The sequence below is a fragment of the Sporomusaceae bacterium genome (assembly GCA_031460455.1).
Taxonomy (GTDB): Bacteria; Bacillota; Negativicutes; order Sporomusales; family UBA7701; genus Anaeroselena.
The window spans coordinates 14,146-32,338 of record JAVKTQ010000024.1; the positions used below are offsets into that span (position 1 = coordinate 14,146).

General features: G+C 62.3%; 16 protein-coding genes. 8 read left to right on the forward strand and 8 right to left on the reverse strand.

From position 1 onward, the window contains the following. Window positions 1-25: 25 nt before the first annotated feature. Together RIN56_19855 and RIN56_19860 are read right to left on the reverse strand one after the other, a co-directional pair. A complete protein-coding gene (locus RIN56_19855) occupies window positions 26-745 on the reverse strand; it encodes a response regulator (protein MDR7869051.1) in 720 nt (239 codons plus the stop codon). A gap of 17 nt (window positions 746-762) precedes the next feature. Then, on the reverse strand, window positions 763-2,301 hold the full coding sequence (locus tag RIN56_19860; protein MDR7869052.1) for a sensor histidine kinase: 1,539 nt from the start codon (window positions 2,299-2,301) through the stop codon (window positions 763-765). Window positions 2,302-2,596: 295 nt separating this feature from the next. Here RIN56_19860 and RIN56_19865 point away from each other — a divergent pair, with 295 nt between their 5' ends. The 7 genes from RIN56_19865 to RIN56_19895 all read left to right on the forward strand — a co-directional run bounded on the left by RIN56_19865 (window position 2,597) and on the right by RIN56_19895 (window position 9,264). After that, entirely contained in the window at window positions 2,597-3,322 is a 726-nt protein-coding gene (locus RIN56_19865; GenBank protein ID MDR7869053.1) for a 4Fe-4S binding protein, read from the forward strand. Between the two features lie 4 nt (window positions 3,323-3,326). Further along, complete coding sequence (locus RIN56_19870; GenBank protein MDR7869054.1) at window positions 3,327-3,947, forward strand: hypothetical protein; 621 nt, start codon at window positions 3,327-3,329, stop codon at window positions 3,945-3,947. Window positions 3,948-3,973: 26 nt separating this feature from the next. Beyond that, a complete protein-coding gene (locus RIN56_19875) occupies window positions 3,974-4,966 on the forward strand; it encodes a tripartite tricarboxylate transporter substrate binding protein (GenBank protein ID MDR7869055.1) in 993 nt (330 codons plus the stop codon). A gap of 80 nt (window positions 4,967-5,046) precedes the next feature. Beyond that, window positions 5,047-5,532, forward strand: coding sequence for a tripartite tricarboxylate transporter TctB family protein (locus RIN56_19880; protein ID MDR7869056.1), 486 nt, complete (start codon window positions 5,047-5,049; stop codon window positions 5,530-5,532). Between the two features lie 12 nt (window positions 5,533-5,544). Then, window positions 5,545-7,044, forward strand: coding sequence for a tripartite tricarboxylate transporter permease (locus RIN56_19885; GenBank protein MDR7869057.1), 1,500 nt, complete (start codon window positions 5,545-5,547; stop codon window positions 7,042-7,044). A 15-nt stretch (window positions 7,045-7,059) separates the two neighbouring features. Beyond that, on the forward strand, window positions 7,060-8,043 hold the full coding sequence (locus tag RIN56_19890) for a zinc-binding dehydrogenase (GenBank protein MDR7869058.1): 984 nt from the start codon (window positions 7,060-7,062) through the stop codon (window positions 8,041-8,043). Window positions 8,044-8,151: 108 nt separating this feature from the next. After that, window positions 8,152-9,264: a PQQ-dependent sugar dehydrogenase gene (locus RIN56_19895; GenBank protein MDR7869059.1), complete on the forward strand. Its 1,113-nt coding sequence runs from the start codon at window positions 8,152-8,154 to the stop codon at window positions 9,262-9,264. A gap of 63 nt (window positions 9,265-9,327) precedes the next feature. On the opposite strand, the gene nuoB is transcribed toward RIN56_19895, so the two are convergent. The 6 genes from nuoB to RIN56_19925 are packed head-to-tail and all read right to left on the reverse strand — an operon-like array spanning window position 9,328 to window position 16,651. After that, entirely contained in the window at window positions 9,328-10,059 is a 732-nt protein-coding gene (gene nuoB / locus RIN56_19900; GenBank protein MDR7869060.1) for an NADH-quinone oxidoreductase subunit NuoB, read from the reverse strand. 12 nt (window positions 10,060-10,071) lie between these two features. After that, window positions 10,072-11,586, reverse strand: a complete 1,515-nt coding sequence (locus RIN56_19905; protein MDR7869061.1) for an NADH-quinone oxidoreductase subunit C — start codon at window positions 11,584-11,586, stop codon at window positions 10,072-10,074. A gap of 1 nt (window position 11,587) precedes the next feature. Then, on the reverse strand, window positions 11,588-13,063 hold the full coding sequence (locus tag RIN56_19910; GenBank protein ID MDR7869062.1) for a hydrogenase 4 subunit F: 1,476 nt from the start codon (window positions 13,061-13,063) through the stop codon (window positions 11,588-11,590). A 4-nt stretch (window positions 13,064-13,067) separates the two neighbouring features. Then, window positions 13,068-13,694, reverse strand: coding sequence for a hydrogenase (locus tag RIN56_19915; GenBank protein ID MDR7869063.1), 627 nt, complete (start codon window positions 13,692-13,694; stop codon window positions 13,068-13,070). A 12-nt stretch (window positions 13,695-13,706) separates the two neighbouring features. Beyond that, entirely contained in the window at window positions 13,707-14,621 is a 915-nt protein-coding gene (locus RIN56_19920; protein MDR7869064.1) for an NADH-quinone oxidoreductase subunit H, read from the reverse strand. A 14-nt stretch (window positions 14,622-14,635) separates the two neighbouring features. Beyond that, window positions 14,636-16,651, reverse strand: a complete 2,016-nt coding sequence (locus RIN56_19925; GenBank protein MDR7869065.1) for a proton-conducting transporter membrane subunit — start codon at window positions 16,649-16,651, stop codon at window positions 14,636-14,638. A gap of 314 nt (window positions 16,652-16,965) precedes the next feature. Here RIN56_19925 and serC point away from each other — a divergent pair, with 314 nt between their 5' ends. Then, window positions 16,966-18,054: a 3-phosphoserine/phosphohydroxythreonine transaminase gene (serC, locus tag RIN56_19930; GenBank protein MDR7869066.1), complete on the forward strand. Its 1,089-nt coding sequence runs from the start codon at window positions 16,966-16,968 to the stop codon at window positions 18,052-18,054. Window positions 18,055-18,193: the final 139 nt, after the last annotated feature.

The following is an 18,193-nucleotide window of genomic DNA, read 5'->3' on the forward strand; positions in this document are numbered from 1 at the left end:
TATGCCCGTTGCCCGCTCCTGTGGCTCAGCCCTCGATAAAATACAGCTTCGAAGGGCGGCCGGTACCGCCGTACAACAGCGAATACTTGATCTTTTTCGTCTCCACGAGATACTCCAGATAGCGCCAAACGGTAATCTTCGACATTGCCATCACCATTGCAATCTCCTGGCAAGTCATCGGCTTCTTCTCCCGCAGGAGAATCGTCAGCAACTGCTCCAAAGTCAGCTGGTGCACTCCCTTGGGCAAATCCTCCGGGAGCGGCTCCTTCTCTTCTTCGGTGCCCGGCGGGGCGGTCCTCGAGGCGATCCTGTCGAGATCGTCCTGGCGGATCTCCTCTTTCTTATGGAACACCTTGCGCATCCTGGCGTAATTCTTCAGAGCGGCCTTAAGACGGTCAAGATCGAAAGGCTTAATTATATAATCTATTGCCCCGAATCGCAGTGTAGCGGAAATCGTCTGCACATCCTTTGCGGCGGTGACAAGGATGACATCGGTCGCCAGCTCCCGGCGGCGGACATGCTTGAGAATATTCAGTCCATTGCCGGCCGGCAGATAAATATCCAGAAGAATCAGATCGGGCGACAACCTGGCGATGCTATTGAGCGCATCACCCTCCGAAGCGCTTATTCCCGCCACCTTAAACCCGCTCATCCGCTCGATAACCCGCCGAAGGATATCCGATACCATCGGGTCGTCTTCCACAATCAGCACCGAAAAAGGCATCTTGTCACCCCGCAATAGCATCAACGTAGCATCAACATCTATTCCTGCGCATCGGCCGACCCGAGCGGTATCCTGACCGATACCGCCGTTCCCGAGCCATCGCTTTTCACATCGATCGAACCGGACGCAAGCTCCACCCTGGCCTTGACATTCGCCAACCCGTACCCGCGCCCCAGCTCCTTGGTCGAAAAACCTTTCTCGAAAATCTGGGTGAGCAAATGACCCGGAATCCCGCGGCCGTTATCGAAAACCCTGATAAAAATCCCGTCGCCGTCCTGCGCTATCAGTACGCCCACCCTCCTTCTCCCCGGAGGAAGATCCTGCACGGCGTCCATCGCGTTCTCGATCAGGTTGCCCAGCACGATAATCAGCGCGTTCTCGTCGAAATAAGGCGGCAGGACGGAAAGCCTGCTGTTCGGGTCGATCGACAACGCAATCCCTCGCTCCTGCGCTTCGGCCGACTTGCCCTCCAGCAGCCCTGCGGCCGCCGGATTGGCGATATTCTTCAGCAAAAACTCGATAAACGATTGCTCCTTTGCCGTCAGCCCGGTGATATACTTGCGGGCCTCCGTGTAAGAACCGAGCTGGATAAGGCCCGAAACCGCCTGCAGCTTGTTCATGAACTCGTGGCTTCGCGCCCGCAGCGAATCGACAAGCTGCCTCGTTCCCGTCAGCTCCTCGGCCAGTTTATTGATCTCGGTCATATCGCGAAAAGTCGAAATCGCGCCCACCGGACTGTTGCCGACCATGAGCGGGATACGGTTCACAAGCACCACGTGGCCGTTGAGGAGCATCGGCTCATCCAGCTCGGCCGTCTTATTCGCCATCACGATCGGCAGCCTGGTATTGGGGATCACCTTTTCCACATCGTTGCCGAGGATATTCTCCTCCGGCGCCAGTATTCTGCGGGCGGCGCTGTTGGCCACCGTTACCTTGCAGTCGGCGTCGATTGCGATGATGCCCTCCCGTACGGACTCCAGCATCGTCTCCCGTTCCTTGAGCTGTGTAGCGATTTCCGCCGGCTCCATACCGAACAGCGTCTTCTTGATATTGCCTGCCAGCAGAAAAGAAAACAGCGCGACCGAAACGAGACTGACCGGGATGATGATATACAGAATACGGAAAACGCCCCAGATAATATTGGCGATATCGGGCTCCCAGAAGCCGACCGCCACCGCGCCCAGTTGATTGCCGGTATAATCGAACACCGGGGCGAAAGCGCGGATCGACGGACCGGAAATGCCGATCGCCTTCGAAATATACGACCGGCCCTCGCGCAGCGCCGGCAGCTCGTCGTTGCCGGTAAAAGGCTTGCCGATCAGTTCGGGATTCGGATGAGTATAGCGGATGCCGTCTTTGTCAAGAAACACGACAAAGGCGGCGTTCGTTTTTCTTTCGACCTCATCCGCTATTCCCCCCAGATTCTTCGGCGGGTCGGCGGTCAGATACGACTGGACGACATCCACCCGCGCCGCGGCCAGGTTTGCGACGCTCCGCGCCTGGATGGCAATTTGCTTCTCGGTATTATCGACAAGCGACAGATAAAACAGCGAAATAATGATTATCAACACTATCATGCCGCTGAGCACATTAAGTAAAAAAACCTTTTTCTGCAGGGAAGATTCGGAGAAATTTATAATAGCGCCCCCCTTAGACGGGCTTTCTTCGTCATCCAAAATTTTAACATGGATGCAGCGAAATAAAAACACTAAACAGTCGTTAAATAAATGAAATAAACAAAAAATAAAAGCAATTAAGACAATTATCAGTGCCATTTAAGCAATAAAATAGGCCTCTCCTTAACGCCCGGCGAAATCACAGGCGGAGAAACGGAATCCAGAGCCACGCCCAAAAACGAAAGGAGAACAGCCTATGATCATTGACAAGGAAACCTGTATCGGTTGTCAGCTGTGCCAGCCCTACTGTCCGATGGGGTGCATCTCTTACCGGGAAAGCGAAGAAAAATGCGCCATCGATCTCGATGAATGCGTCGAATGCGGTATTTGCCAAAGGCCGAAAGTATGCCCGACCGGCGCCCTCCAGCAACAGGAACTCGACGAAATGCGCAACCTCCGCCGGACCTTCTCCAACCCGCTCGTTCCCCACAAGACGACCTCCGTCCCGGGACGCGGCACCGAAGAAATGAAAACAAACGACGTCACCGGCCGTTTCAAGCGTGGGCACGCCGGAGTCGCCGTCGAACTCGGCAGGCCTGGTACCGGCACCAGATTCTGCGACGTCGAAAAAGTCGCCATGGCCGTTGCCCCCATCGGCGTAGTCTTTGAGCCGCAAAACCCCGTCACCGCGCTGATGGTCGACACCGCCACCGGCAAAATGCAGGACGGGATACGCGACGAAAAAGTGCTGTCCGCCATCGTCGAATTCGACGTCGTCATCGAGAAACTGGAGGCTGCCCTCACCGCCATCAAAAACGTCGCCCCCCAGCTCGATACAGTATTCAGCCTCGATCTTGCCAGCCGCATGTCGGCAGACAACACCGTTCCCACCGCGGACATCGCCCGTAAAGTGGGCTTTGTACCGTCGTACAACGGAAAAACAAATGTCGGTCTCGGCAGACCGCTGGCTAAGGGGGTTTAAAGCAATGACGCATTCACTGCACCGTCATGGCACATTAGACAATCTGCAGGAAGATTACGTCGTATTCGCGATCGCCGCCCAGACCGTGAACGCCAAAGGCAAGGCGCCCGTCTTCGGCGAGTTCTACAAAATAGTCAACAAATATAGCCCGGTATTAAGCGGCGACATGAAAACCGGCAACAGCCTGGCCGTGGGCCTAGAGGCCATTGCCGCCGGCCATCAGGACAACTCCATCGTTCACGCCGTCTACACCGATAAAAATGTTGTCGCCCAAGTACTCAACGAACTGAGGGAAGCCGACCTGGGCCTGTCCATCGTCGTCTCCGGCCTCCTTGACCATGTAGACACCTGTTGCAACAAAGCCGGCATCCAGCGGCATACCATCGAGCACTCGCTCGGCATCCACGGCAACACCAAACGCTTGCCGAAAGACCAAGTGCTCGAGATAAGCACCATGTGCGGCCACGGCATGGTTGCCTTCAACCTCATCAATCACATGGCCGATGAAATCAAGGCCGGCAGGAAAACCCCCGGTCAGGCGGCCGACGAACTGGCCGCCCAGTGCCACTGCGGCATAGTCAATCCCGTCAGAGCGGCCGCGCTGCTGAAACTGATGGCTCAATGACAGGCAAAAAGACTGGAGGGATAATGATGACAACCAAAACGAGAGCAAGCCTGATCTGCGTCCTGCTCCTTGTTGCCGCCCTCGCGCTCGGCGGCTGCGGCGGCAGCTCGGCGACCGACGGAAAAGCCAAATATCCCGAACGGCCGGTCGAAGGCATCGTCGGCTGGGGTGCGGGCGGCGGCACCGACGTATTCGCCCGGGCCATTGCAAAACCGGCCGGCGAAATACTCGGCCAGACGATCGCCGTCAAAAACATGCCGGGCTCGTCCGGGGCCATCGCCGGCGACTATGTCACCCAGCAGCCGGCCGACGGCTACACCCTGTGGTTCATGGGCTCCAACTACGCCGTCAACGTCGCCCTGGGACGCACCCCCCACCCGCTCAGCGACTATATCCCCGTAGCCCGTATCCAGCATGACACCGCCATGCTCCAGGTCACCAAAACCAGCAAATTCAAGACCGTCGACGACATCGTCGCCTACGCCAAAGCCAACCCCGGCAAACTCAAAGTCGGCGGCACCGGCGCCGCCAGCTTCGACGAAGTCGTAATCGCCCTCTGGGAAGACGCCGCCGGCATCAAAGTCAACTACGTGCCCTATGAAAACGGCGGACAAATGCAGGCCGCCCTGCTCGGCGGACATCTCGATATCATGTTCGAAGAGCTCGGCCCGGTCGCCGGACGTGTAGCCGACGGCAGCCTCGTTCCCGTACTGGCCTTCAGCGAGAAAAAACTGGAGAAATTCCCCAACCTCCCGGTAGCGCCCGACAAGGGCTGGAACATCACCCTCGGCAACTGGCGCGGCGTAATGGTCAATAAAGGCACCGACCCGGCCATCGTAAAAAAACTCGAAGAAACCTTCACCAAAGCCAAAGACACGCCCTCTTACAAAAAAGTGGAAAAAGACACCTTCCTGGATCTTAGGCCCGGTTACCTGAGCGGCAAAGACTACGGCGCCGCCATCCAGAAGGACATCGACGTCTACAAAAAAGCCCTCACCAAACTCGGCTACATCAAATAACCAACAATCTCCGAAGAGCTGGGGGCACCCCTCCCCTCCCCCCCAGCTCTTCCCTAGTTTCCCGAAAAGGAGGCCACAAAATGTCGGTGTTGCTCACAGAGTCTTTAATCGCCGTAGTTTTCCTCATCTCCTCCTGTATCTTCTATTACCAAACTCTCCTGTTCCCCAAAACGCGGATAAGCGATATCGGCCCCGAATACTGGCCGCAGCTGCTGCTTGCCGGCATGGTCATCCTGTCCGCAGCGCTGCTCGTCGACATCTACCTGCGCCGCAAGGCCCTGGCCGCCGCGGTGGAAGAAAAAAAGCCCTACCCGCTTCGGTTCTGGTATACGCTCGCACTTGCCGTCGTCTACACCGTTATCATGCCCTTTCTCGGCTTTGCGGTCGGCACCCTGCTGTTTTGTATGGCCATCATGTTCGTCCTGGGCGTCAGGACGGCGAAAAACCTGTTGCTGACAGCAACCGGGGCGACAATCCTCTTCGTCGTGCTTTTCCCCAAAATCATGGCTGTTCCCATGCCTAGGGGCATCGGCGTCTTCAGGATGATCAGCCTATTTTTCTATTAGGAGGCATGGGGAATGGACAGCTTTCTGACAGCCCTGCTCCACATCATACAACCCTCGAACCTCATCGCCGTAATCGGCGGCGCCCTGCTTGGCATGCTCAGCGGCGCCACGCCCGGGGTGAGCGGCACGATGATGGTCGTGCTCCTCATCCCGCTCACCTACACCCTCGAGCCCGACACCGCTTTCCTGCTCCTTATCTCCGTCTACTGTTCGGCCGTATTTTCCGGTTCCATCAGCGCCATCCTCTTCCGCACCCCCGGCGCCCCCGAAGCGGTGGCCACCACCCTCGACGGCTACGAAATGACAAAACAGGGCAAACCCCATGAGGCCCTGGGGATATCGGTATACTCTTCCGCGGTGGGGGGACTGCTTGGCGGCGCGGCCCTCATCCTCGTCGCTCCCCAGCTCGCTAAGCTCGCTCTGGCCTTCGGCCCGCCGGAATACTTCGGCATGGCCGTCATGGGCCTCAGCGTAGTGACAACCCTCGGAGCGAAGAATATGGTGAAAGCGCTCCTTGCCGCGCTGCTAGGCCTATTTCTGGCGACCGTCGGCATCGACCCCATGGCGGGCATCCCCCGCTTCACCTTCGGGCTGCCCAGTCTGATGAGCGGCATCGACTTCATCCCCGTGCTCATCGGCCTGTTCGCCATCTCAGAAATGCTCCGCCAGGTCATGGAAGATACCACCATCAAAGTCAAGCTGGGAAAAATCAGAACCTCGCTGCCCAGCTTCGCCATGCAAAAACGGCTTATGCCGACAATATTCGGCGGCTCGGCCCTCGGGACGATCATCGGCATCCTGCCGGGCATCGGCGCTACCACCGCGGCCATGGTCAGCTACAGCGAAGCCGTCCGCTGGTCCAAAACGCCCGAAAAATTCGGCACCGGGCACCCGGAAGGCATCGCGGCGCCCGAATCCTCCAACAACGCCGCCGCCAACGGCGCCATGGTCCCCCTGCTCGCGCTGGGCATACCGGGCAGCGCGACCACGGCCGTAATGTTGGGGGCCTTCGTCCTCCACGGCCTCAAGCCAGGGCCGCTGCTGTTCAGCGAACAGGCCGAATTCATCAACACCATCTTCCTCGGCACGATGATCGCCAACGCGCTCATCCTTCTCGTAGCCCCCTTCTTCATCAGAGGCTTTGCCAACATTATCCGCATCCCCTACCCCGTACTGGGGCCTGTCATCCTAGTCCTCTGCATCGTCGGCTCGTACGCCATCCGCAACAATATGATGGACGTCTGGCTGACGCTCGGCTTCGGCGTACTCGGCTATCTGCTTGAAAAATACTGTTTCCCCCTCTCCCCCATCATCCTGGGGATCGTCCTCGGCGGGCTCGCCGAGCAGGAATTCCGACGCTCGCTCATCATGTCGCAGGGCGACTACGGCATATTCTTCGCCAGCCCGATTGCCGCCGTGCTGCTCGGCGTATCGTTCCTGTCCTTCATCGCCCCGATTGCGATAAACTTCTACAAAAAGTGGAAAGCGAACGCTGCGTCCCCCGGCGCATAGCGGCAGGAGGAAACCATGCAAACCACCAAAGCTGCCCTGCTGGCCAAGGAATACGCCATCGGCCTCGTCGACAGGCAGCTCGACTGCGGCGACGACGAAGTCATCGTCAAAAACCACCTCATGGGTATCTGCGGCTCGGACAAATCCTTCTATCGCGGCCAGCTGCCGCCCAAGACGGCGGAGTTCCGGCAGGAACCGAAATTCCCTTTCTACCTGGGCCACGAAAGCGGCGGCGAAGTTGTCGAAGTAGGCCGTAAAGTAAGAGAATTCAAACCTGGCGACAAAGTCATGGCCTTCGGCTGGAACAACAACTTCGCCACATACTTCAAAGCAAAAGTATTTGAACTCGAACCTGTCCCCGCGGGGCTTGACCTGGACATCGCCTCCCTGGGCGAGCCTGTCGCCTGCGCCATGTTTTCCGGGCTCCACGCCGGCGTCCAGCTTGGCGACACAGTCGCCGTCATGGGCGGCGGCTTCGCCGGGCAGATCATCGCCCAATGCGCCAAAAAGAAAGGCGCCGCCAAAGTCATCGTCATCGACGTCCTCGACGGCAAGCTCCAGCTCGCCCAAAAACTCGGCGCCGACATCGTCATCAACGCCAACGCCGACGATCCCGTCCAGGCCGTCCTCGACATCACCGGCGGCATCGGGGCCGACGTCGTCGTCGAAGCCGCCGGCAGCGAGCAGTCGATCAACGCGGCCACCGCCCTCCTCAAACACAACGGCATCTTCGTGTGGTACAGCTGGATAACGCGCCCCGTCCGGCTCGACATCAGCCGCTGGCACGACGACGGCATCGAATTCAGGAATACCTGCCTCGTCCATCACACCCCCCAGGAACGCCAGGTGTGGACCCCGCAGGCCCTCAGGCCGGTCGTCCGGGGACTGATCGACATCAAATCCCTCATAACCCACGAATTTCCCCTCAACGACATCGATAAGGCGTTCCAATTCGTCGACAAAGACGACGCCGCCGTCAAAGTCGTCCTGCGCCCTTAAAAGCGGCCGTCGGCCCGACCCCCATCCGCGGCATCCGCAAGACTGTCGAGAGGAATCTTCCCTCGCCCCCGCGAAGGTCTTTAATAACTACCTTCTCGGGGGTGAACCATGTTTATCCGCAAGACGATCGTCACCGTCCTGACCGCCCTTGCCCTTGTCGCCCTCCTCGCCGGCTGCGGCCGCGCCCAATCCCGCCTCGACCAGATCCAGCTTCCCCCCGGTTTCGCCATCAGCCTGTACGCCGGCGGCCTCGAAGGCGCCCGGTCTCTCGCCCTCGCCCCTGGCGGCGTCGTCTTCGTCGGCTCCCGCGGCACCGGCGCCGTCTGGGCCCTCGTCGACGAAAACCGCGACGGCGTCGCCGAAACCACCCTCACAATCGCCGCCGGCCTCGACGCCCCTAACGGCGTCGCCTTCAGGGACGGCGCCCTCTATGTCGCCGAAAACAGCCGCATCCTCCGCTACGACGACATCCTCGCCAACCTCCGCACCCCGCCCGCCCCCGTCGTCGTCAACGACACCTTCCCCAGCGAGCGCCACCACGGCTGGAAATTCATCGCCTTCGGCCCCGGCGGCAAGCTCTACGTACCCGTCGGCGCCCCCTGCAACATCTGCGAAAGCGCCGACCCCCGCTTCGCATCCATCCTCCGCCTCAATCCCGACGGCTCCGGCCTCGAAATCTTCGCCCACGGCGTCCGCAACACCGTCGGCTTCGACTGGGACCCCGCCACCCGCGAACTGTGGTTCACCGACAACGGTCGGGACTGGCTGGGCGACGACCAGCCCCCCGACGAACTCAACCACGCCCCGCGGCCGGGGATGCACTTCGGCTACCCCCACTACTACGCCGATAATCGGCCCGACCCCGAATTCAAAACCCACCCCGACCCCGCCGGCATGACCCCGCCCGCCCAGCAGCTCGGCGCCCACGTCGCCGCCCTCGGCATGCGCTTCTACACCGGGTCCCTCTTCCCGGCCGAATACCGCGGCCAGATATTCATCGCCGAACACGGCTCCTGGAACCGTTCCGCCCCCGCCGGCTACCGCATCACCCTCGTCCGCCTCCAAGACGGCCGCCCCGCATCCTACGAAGTCTTCGCCCACGGCTGGCTGCAAGGCGTCGAAGCCTGGGGCCGCCCCGTCGACCTGCTGGTCATGGAGGACGGCGCGATGCTCGTATCAGATGATCGAGCGGGAGCTATATACCGTATTACATACCGTTAACGGCCGCCGGCTAACCCAGTCAATACAAACACAAAAGCCTCCGGGATATCCCGGAGGCTTTCACTATGCCTTTTCGATTCTTCCCAGGGCTAAAAGAATCCCGTACAACAGCGCCTGCGGCCTGGGCGGGCAGCCGGGCACGTAAATATCCACCGGCACCAGCGCGTCCGCGCCGCCGCGCACCGCGTAATTCTTCGCGCCGAATGTCCGGCCCGCGGCCGCGCACGCCCCCACCGCCATCACCAGCCGCGGCGCGGGTGTCGCCTCATACGTCATCAGCAGCGCCTGGGTCAGGTTGCGCGTCACCACCCCCGTCACCATCAGCAGATCGGCGTGGCGCGGCGACGCCACGAAATCGACGCCGTACTGCTGCAAATCGTACACCGGCCCCAGCAGTTGATTCAGCTCGAAATCGCACGCGTTACAAGACCCCACATCCAGGTGGCGCACATGCAGCGACCGGCCGAGCGTCCGGGTAATCCCCGCCCGCACCGCCTCGCCCAGCAACTGTCCGCCCAGTTCGGCCAACTTATAATCGCCCGTCTGGGTCAGCAGCCCGCGCTCGCACCGCTCCACACAGCGGCCGCAGAAAATGCACGCCCGCTGATTCACCGTTATACTGTCCCCGTCTTTTTCGATCGCCCCGACCGGGCAGGCAGCCAGGCACGCCCCGCAGGACGCGCACGACCCGCCCGCCGGCTCAACCCGGCCGCGGAAGCGCTCCGGCGTCGGTCCGGCGTCCCACGCCTCCGTCACCGTGCCCACAGCCATTATCTTCTGCAATATCTTCAGCATATCGTCGTCCCCCTAACGGTCCAGGCAGGCGTAGCAGAGCTCGAAGCTCTTGTTGACCAGCGGGAAATCGGGGATAATGTTACCCGGAGCCGCCACCGTAAGCGCCGGCCAGTTCGGATAAGACGCCGACCGGGCGAAATAGCGCCAGATCGTATTATCCTCGCCCATCATCAGCCAGTGCAGGTTCGCGCCGCGGGCCGATTCGCTCCAGCCCGCGCCCGTGCTCCACGCCGGCGCCGGCGGTACCGCCGCCGCCAGCTCGGGGCCGGCCGCCGCGATCCTCTCCAGCGCCTGGCGGATGAGCCGCACCGTCTGCGGCACCTCATCCACCCGCACCCACAGGCGGGCAGCCACATCGCCGCTGCGGTGGACCGGCACGGCGAAATCCAGCTCGTCGTAGCCGCCGTACGGCTTATCGCGGCGCATATCCCAGTCCACCCCCGACGCCCGGGCCGCCACCCCTACCACGCCCAGATCGCGGGCCGCGGCGAACGGCACTATCCCCGTAGTATCGACACGGTCGAGGAAGGCATCGTTCTCCTTCATCAGGCCGACCAGCGAGGCGAAATCGGGCTCGAACCGCTCCAACGCAGCCGCTATCTCGTCCCGCAGCTCCGCCGTCACATCCATCGCCACCCCGCCCGGCGCCACCATGCCCCGCAGGTAGCGGTTGCCGGTCACAGCCTCGTTCAGGCGCAGCAGGCTCTCCTTCAGGCGGGAGCCGTTGCTCACCGCCACCTGGAAGCCCATGCCCGCGCTCAGATTGCCGATATCGCCCACATGATTGTAAAGGCGCTCCAGCTCAGCCGTCAGCACCCTTATCCACCTGGCCCGCGGCGGGATTACCGTCCCCGTCAGTCCCTCCAGCGCCTGCGAAAACGACAGCGCGTGCGACACGCCGCACACCCCGCAGATCCTCTCCACCATCGGGAAAGCCGCATCCGGCGTCAGCCCCTCCACCGCCTTCTCGATGCCGCGGTGGGTGAAAAACAGCTTCGCGTCCAGGCGGATGATATTCTCCCCCGCCTGGCTGAAGCGGAAATGGCCCGGCTCGATGATGCCCGCGTGGATGGGGCCCACCGGCACCTCGAAAACCCCCTCGCCGTGGGCGTGCAGCATCGGGAACGGCTTGCCCGCGTCAGGCACCTCCTGACCGGGGTCGAAATCCTTGCGCAGCGGATAAAGCCCCGCCGGCCAGTTCTCGTGCAGCACCAGCGGCCGAAGCTCCGGGTGCCCGACCGGCTTCAGGCCGAACATATCGTAAATCTCGCGCTCATACCAGGCCGCCGCCGGAAGCACCGGCGTCAGCGACGGAAACTCCAGCGGCCCGTCCGCCGGCACCAGCCCCTTCACCGTCACCAGCCCGTCAGGCTGGCGGCCGTCGAACAGGCAGTACACCGCGTAGCAGCCCGACATGGCCCGCTCGTCGCAGGCAAACATCGCCACCAGCCCGTGGCGGCTGCGGCTCGCGCACGCGTTGGCCGCCGCCCGCAGATTGTTCCCCTTGACGACAAAAGTCTTATCCATCTTACAGCCCTCCCGTAGCGGCGAACATCTGCGCCGCCGCCCTGGTAAGCAGCTCGTCCAGCACCGGCGGCATATACAGGCCGGTGCCGACCACCCACGCCAGCGACAGAGCCACCGCCGCCAGCGCGCACGCCCCCGGCGGCGTAGGCGACAAGCCGCCCGGCGCCGCGCCGAACACCATCCGGGTCGTATAATACATCATACCCGCGAACACCCCGGCCAGCAGCAGCAGCAGCACCGCGCCCAGCACCGGCCTGCCGGCGGCGAACGCCGCGGCCACAATCGCAAACTTGCTGAAAAACACATTCAGCGGCGGCGTGCCCACGATCGCCAGCACCGCCACCAAAAACATCGCCCCCACCGCCGGCATCGCCGCCAGCATCCCGCGGATGCGCATCACATGCTTCGTGCGGTACCGCTGGCTGATAATGCCGGCCAGATAAAAGAGCGCCGACTTCGCCACCGCGTGGTTGAGGATGTGAAAAGCCGCCCCGTACAGCGCCAGCGGCGTGCCTATCCCTAAGCCGAAGCTCACGATGCCGACATGCTCCACGCTCGAATACGCCAGTAGCCTTTTAATATCGTGCTGCACCAGCATAAACGGCACCGCCACCGCCACCGACAGCACCCCGAACAGCAGCAGGGCCGCCTGCACGAACCCGCTCCCCAGCACCGCCGTAACGATACCCAGATTGCGGATCAGCACATACAGCGCGCAGCTTAACAGCGCTCCCGACAGCAGGCCGCTCACCGGCGACGGCGCCTGGCTGTGGGCATCCGGCAGCCAGGTATGCATCGGCGCCAGGCCGGCCTTCGTCCCGTAGCCGATCAGGATAAACACGAACGCCAGCTTCACCAGGAAAGGATCGAGCCGGCCGCTCAAAGCCTCCAGGGCCGCCCGGCTCAGGGCCGCCCCGCCGCCCCCCGCGCTCAGCTGCGCGTAGTACAGCAGAATCGTCCCCAGCAGCGCGAACAGAATGCCCACATTGCACACCATCACATACTTCCAGGCCGCCTCCAGCGCCGAACGGTTGAAATAAAAGGCCACCAGCAGCGTCGAAGCCAGCGTCGTCGCCTCCACCCCCACCCACATCAGGCCGAGGTTCTCCACCACCAGCACCGCCAGCATCGTAAACGCGAACAGCTGCAGCAGCGCGTAATAGCCGCCCAGCAGCCCCGGCCGCACATGGCCCTCGTTCGCCTCGGTTTCCATATACGACACCGAAAACAGCGTCGCCGTAAAAGTCAGCACCCCGACCACCACCAGCAGCAGCACGCTAAGCGCGTCAACATACAGCCACCGCCACGCAAAGGGGCCGTCCCGCAGCACACCCGCCGCAATCGCGAACACCAGCCCGCAGGTCGCCAGGCTGCTGGCCACATTCATCACCTTCAAAAGCCCCCGCTGGCGCGTGGCCAGGCTCGCGAACGCCGTCACCACAGGCAGCCCGAGGGCAAGCACGATCAATTCGTACATAGCCTCAACCCTTCAACCTTTTCAATATACTCGTATCGGTCGTCTGGAAAGACCGTTTCAGGCGGAAAGTCAGAATGACCATCACCGTCACCATCACCAGCACATCGAAGAAAATCCCCAGCTCAATGATCAGCGGCAGGCCGCGGGTCGTCGACAGTCCCAGCAGATACAGCCCGTTCTCCACCGTAATCAGGCCGACGATCTGCATGATCGCCTGCCGCCGCGTAATAATCAGGAACAGCCCGATCAGCACCAGCGCCACCGCCGTCGCCACCGCGTCGCGGCTGACCACCGCCGGCAGCGCCCGCTCGATCAGACCGTACGCCAGCACCATCGCGGCCACCGCCGCCAGCGAAGAACCGTTGGGGCCGACCACCGGGTTGACCTCCCGCTCGCGTTTCAGCAGGCGCACCAGGCGCAGCAGCGCGTAAGGGATCAGCCCGGCTTTTATCACCACCGTCAGCAGCGCCGCCGCGAACATATGCACCTCGCCCGCCTGCCAGCCGGCCACCGCGCAGGCCGCAGCCACCACCGCCGACTGGGCCAGCAGGATATGCACCGCCGTCGACAGCCGCGTCGTCCTCGTCAGCACAAACACCGATATCAGCAGCAAAACAGCGAGAATCTCCATACCTCTCTCCTCCTACCGCGCCACGAGCGCCAGCAGCGCCAGCACGCCGGACACCGTCATAAACGCCGGCACCCTGAACAGCCGCATCTTATTCGTCGCCGTCTCCGCCGCCGCCAGGGCCAGCGCCGTTGCCGCCACCTTCACGGCCAGCACCGCCGCCTGCGCCAGCGGCGGCCACGAAAACGGCGCCCCCGGCAAAAAGAAAACCGCAAACAGCGTAATCATCACAAGCTGCTTGATCGCCACCGCCCAGTGGATAAGGCCGAGCGGCCGGCCGGAATACTCCAGAATCATCCCCTCGTGGACCATCGTCAGCTCCAGGTGGGTATCGGGGTTATCCACCGGGATGCGGCCCGTCTCGGCCAATAGCACGATAAAGAACGCCCCGGCCGCGAAAACCTCCGACAGCGCCCACTTCGCGCCTGCCGCCGAAGCCGCCATCGCCGTCAGGCCGGTCGACTTCGCCGGCAGGGCCACCGCCAGCAGCGCCAGCAGAATGGCCGGCTCGGCCAGCACCGCGATGAACATCTCCCGCGAACCGCCCATGCCGCCGAACGAACTGCCGGCGTCCAGCGACGCCAGCGCCAGGAAAAAGCGACCCAGCGCAAACAAATACAGCAGCATGAACAAATCCGCCAAACCCATGCCGAGGCCCGAGGCCAAAGGCGCCAGCACCGGCGACAGCGCCGCGGCTCCCAACGCGGCGGCGAAATACACCGACGGGGCAACCGCAAACAGCCACGAAGTCGTCGGCGACACCACACTGTCCTTGCCGAGGAACTTCGCCAGATCGTAATAAGGCTGCAATATCCCCGGCCCTCGCCTGCTCTGCAGGCGCGCCTTCGCCGTCTTTATCAGGCCGGCCACCAGCGGGGCCAGCGCCGCGACCAGCGCCGCCTGGGCGAGGCCGGCAACAAGCTGCATCATCAACTCCACCGCGCTCACCACCTTGTGCTCCAGACCAGCACCGCGATCGTCACAGCCATGATATAGCCGACATAAAGCTGCACGCTCCCGGTCTGAAGGCGTTTCATGAAATGCGCCAGCGCCACCGTGCCCCGGCTCGCAGGCCTGTATATCAGTTCGGTGAAAACATACGTAATCTTTACATGGAAAACCATCCGACGGCCAAAATAACGGTGTCCGTCCTCAGTCACCACATCCGGCTTAGGCAGCAGAATCGCCCGGAACGCCCGGCGGATCGGGTCGGAAAACCCTGTCGCCGTATACTCCATCCGCGCATTCGGCACAATCCCGCACGTCCAGGTCTCCCCCTCCGTCCGTCCCGCCCGGCCGTACAGGCGGTACCCCGCCGCGGCCACAGCCGCCCCGGCCAGCAGCAGCGCCACCAGCGCCGCCGGCGACATCGTCCCCGTCGTCGCCGCAGCCTTAAAGCCCACCGCATACCAGTCGCCCGCCGCCAGCGTCGCCGCCGGCGCCTCGCCGAGGAACGGGGCCACCGTCCGTGTCAGCAGGCCCAGCAGCGGCGCCGGCAGCACCCCCAGCACCAGGCACAGCGCCGCCAAAAAGCCCATCGGCGCCAGCATCAGGCCGGAAGCCTCCTTCGCCGCCGCCGCATGCTCACTGCGAGGCTTGGCGAGAAAAATCATCGCAAACACCTTCACGAAACAGGCCGCCGCCAGCGCGCCCGTCAGCCCCAGTAAGCTCACCAGCACCGCGGCCATCAGCTTGCCGGTCAGTCCCGCCAGCGCCGCCGGCAGCGCGAACAGCGCCTGGAACGTCAGCCACTCGCTCGCGAACCCGTTCAGGGGCGGCAAACCGGAAATCGCCACCGCGCCGGCCAGGAAAAAGGCGGCCGTATAAGGCATAAAGCGGATCAACCCGCCGAGATGCTCGATATCGCGGGTATGGGTAGTCTGCAGCACCGCCCCCGCGCCCATGAACAGCAGCGACTTGAAAATCGCGTGATTGAGCACATGGAAAAGCGCCGCCGCCCACGCCAGCCCGGCCAGGCCCGGCAGCCCCGCGCTCGCGAACACCAGTCCGCCGCCCATCCCCAGCATAATAATGCCGATATTCTCCACACTGTGATAAGCCAATAGGCGCTTCACATCATGCTGCATCAGCGCGTACAGCACCCCCAGCACCGACGACAGCGCCGCCGCGGCCAGCACCGCCGCCCCCCACCACACCGGCCCCGTGCCGAGAAACTCCAGATAAAAACGGGCCATCCCGTAAATCGCCGTCTTGATCATCACCCCCGACATCACCGCCGACACATGGGTCGGCGCCGCCGGGTGAGCCTCAGGCAGCCACACATGCAGGGGGATAATCCCCGCCTTCGTGCCGAAGCCAATCAGCGCGCACAGAAACGCCGCATCGCGCAGCCAGCCCGCAGGCGCCTTCAGATCGGCGAACGCCATGCTGCCCGAAGGCGGCACCAGCAGCAGGAAAGCCGCCATAATAAACGCCGTGCCGATATGGGTCATCACGAAATAAACATAAGCCGCCCGGCTGCTCGACGCCTTCTCCCGCTCGTGGGCCACCAGCAGAAACGACGCCACCGTCATCAGCTCCCAGGCAACGATAAACGCAACCACATGGCTGACCGTCACCACCACCAGCATCGACAGCAGAAAAGCGGCGTACAGCGCCGCCATCGACCCGAGCCGCCGGCCGTAGTACTCGCGGCTGTACGCCACCGCGTACACGCTCGCCGCCGCCCCCACCGCGCCGATAACACCCAGGAAAAAAGCGGACAGGTAATCCGCCCGCACCGCCACCGGTCCGAACAGCGTTCCTCCCGACAGGCTGAATCCCTGCGGCCCGGCAGAAAAAACGAAAGCCGCCCCCGCCAGGGCGAGCAGAGAACCGATCGCCGACAAACCGTGGGCCAGCCAGTTGGCAACCGCCGGCCGCGTCCGCAAAGCGAGCGCACTAGCCATCGCCAGAGCGAAAGCTGATGCCATCGCCGTGTACAAATAAAAGAAATCCATTGTCTTTACCCACCTAATAAATAAATACCGGCCTCGACCAGACTGGCATAGTCTTGACCGGACTACCCAAAAGAGTGCCGTGACACGCGCCGGCTGCCCGGCAAACGCGGCCATCGCCCAAATTGCCTTGATGGCGTTAAGATAATTCGACATCAAAAGCCAAAATCCTGTCGTTTCCCGTCGCCTTTTTATGGTAAAATATTGCCCGCCCCGCTTCGCCCCAAAAAATTTGACGTAACCGCCGTTGAGAGGTAAAATATTCTACAATACAAAAACACAACAATATAAATGAAATACAGCACAAGGGGGATCACCTGATGACGAGAGCCTACAACTTCAACGCCGGTCCGTCGGCCCTGCCCCTGCCCGTACTCCAGAAAGCCCAGGCCGAGCTGGTCGACTTCCGCGGCGCCGGCATGTCCATAATGGAAATGAGTCACCGTGGCAAGGAATACGAAGCCGTCCACAACGAGGCCGTCGGCCTCCTCAAAGAACTCATGGCCATCCCCGCCGATTACGACGTCCTCTTCCTTCAGGGCGGCGCCAGCCTCCAGTTCGCCATGGTGCCGATGAACTTCCTCCCCCCCGGCCGCAAAGCCGGCTACATCCTCACCGGCGCCTGGGCCGAAAAAGCCTACGCCGAAGCCAAACAGTTCGGCGAAGTCTTCGAAGTCGCCAGCACCAAAAGCGACAACTACCGCCGCATCCCCGCCATCGGCGACCTCAGATACCCCCCTGACAGCGCCTACATCCACCTCACCTCCAACAACACCATCTTCGGCACCGAATGGCACTCCTTCCCCGACACCGGCGCCGTGCCCCTCATCGCCGACATGTCCAGCGACATCCTCGCCCGGCCGGTCGACGTCAGCAAATTCGCTCTCATCTACGCCGGCGCCCAGAAAAACCTCGGCCCGGCCGGCGTCACCGTCGTCATCGTCCGGCGCGGCCTCCTCGAACGGGCCAACACCGCCGTTCCCACCATGCTGCGCTACGCCACCCACGCTAAAGACAACTCCCTCTACAACACCCCGCCCACCTTCGGCATCTACCTCGTCGGCCTCGTCCTCGCCTGGGTCAAAGAACAGGGCGGCGTCGCCGCCATCCACAAGCGCAACACCGACAAAGCCGGCCTCATCTACGACGCCATCGACAACAGCGGCGGCTTCTACCGCGGCCACGCCCAGCCCGACAGCCGCTCGCTCATGAACATCACCTTCCGCCTCGGCAGCGAAGAACTCGAGAAGAAATTCCTCGACGAAGCCAAAAAAGCAGGCTTCACCGGCCTCGCCGGCCACCGCTCCGTCGGCGGCTGCCGCGCCTCCGCCTATAATGCCGTGCCAATCGAAGCGTGCCGGGCGTTATCCCAATTCATGATCGACTTCCAAAAAAATAATGGGTAGTATCAAGCCCCGCTGACTTCCGTCAGCGGGGCTTTTTGTACAGGGGCAGGCCGTTGATGACCCCCATCTGCGTTGTTGCGGCTTCGGCCGCCATCCTCAACGTACGTTCGTGTACGTTTCCGGTGTCGTCCTCGCCGCG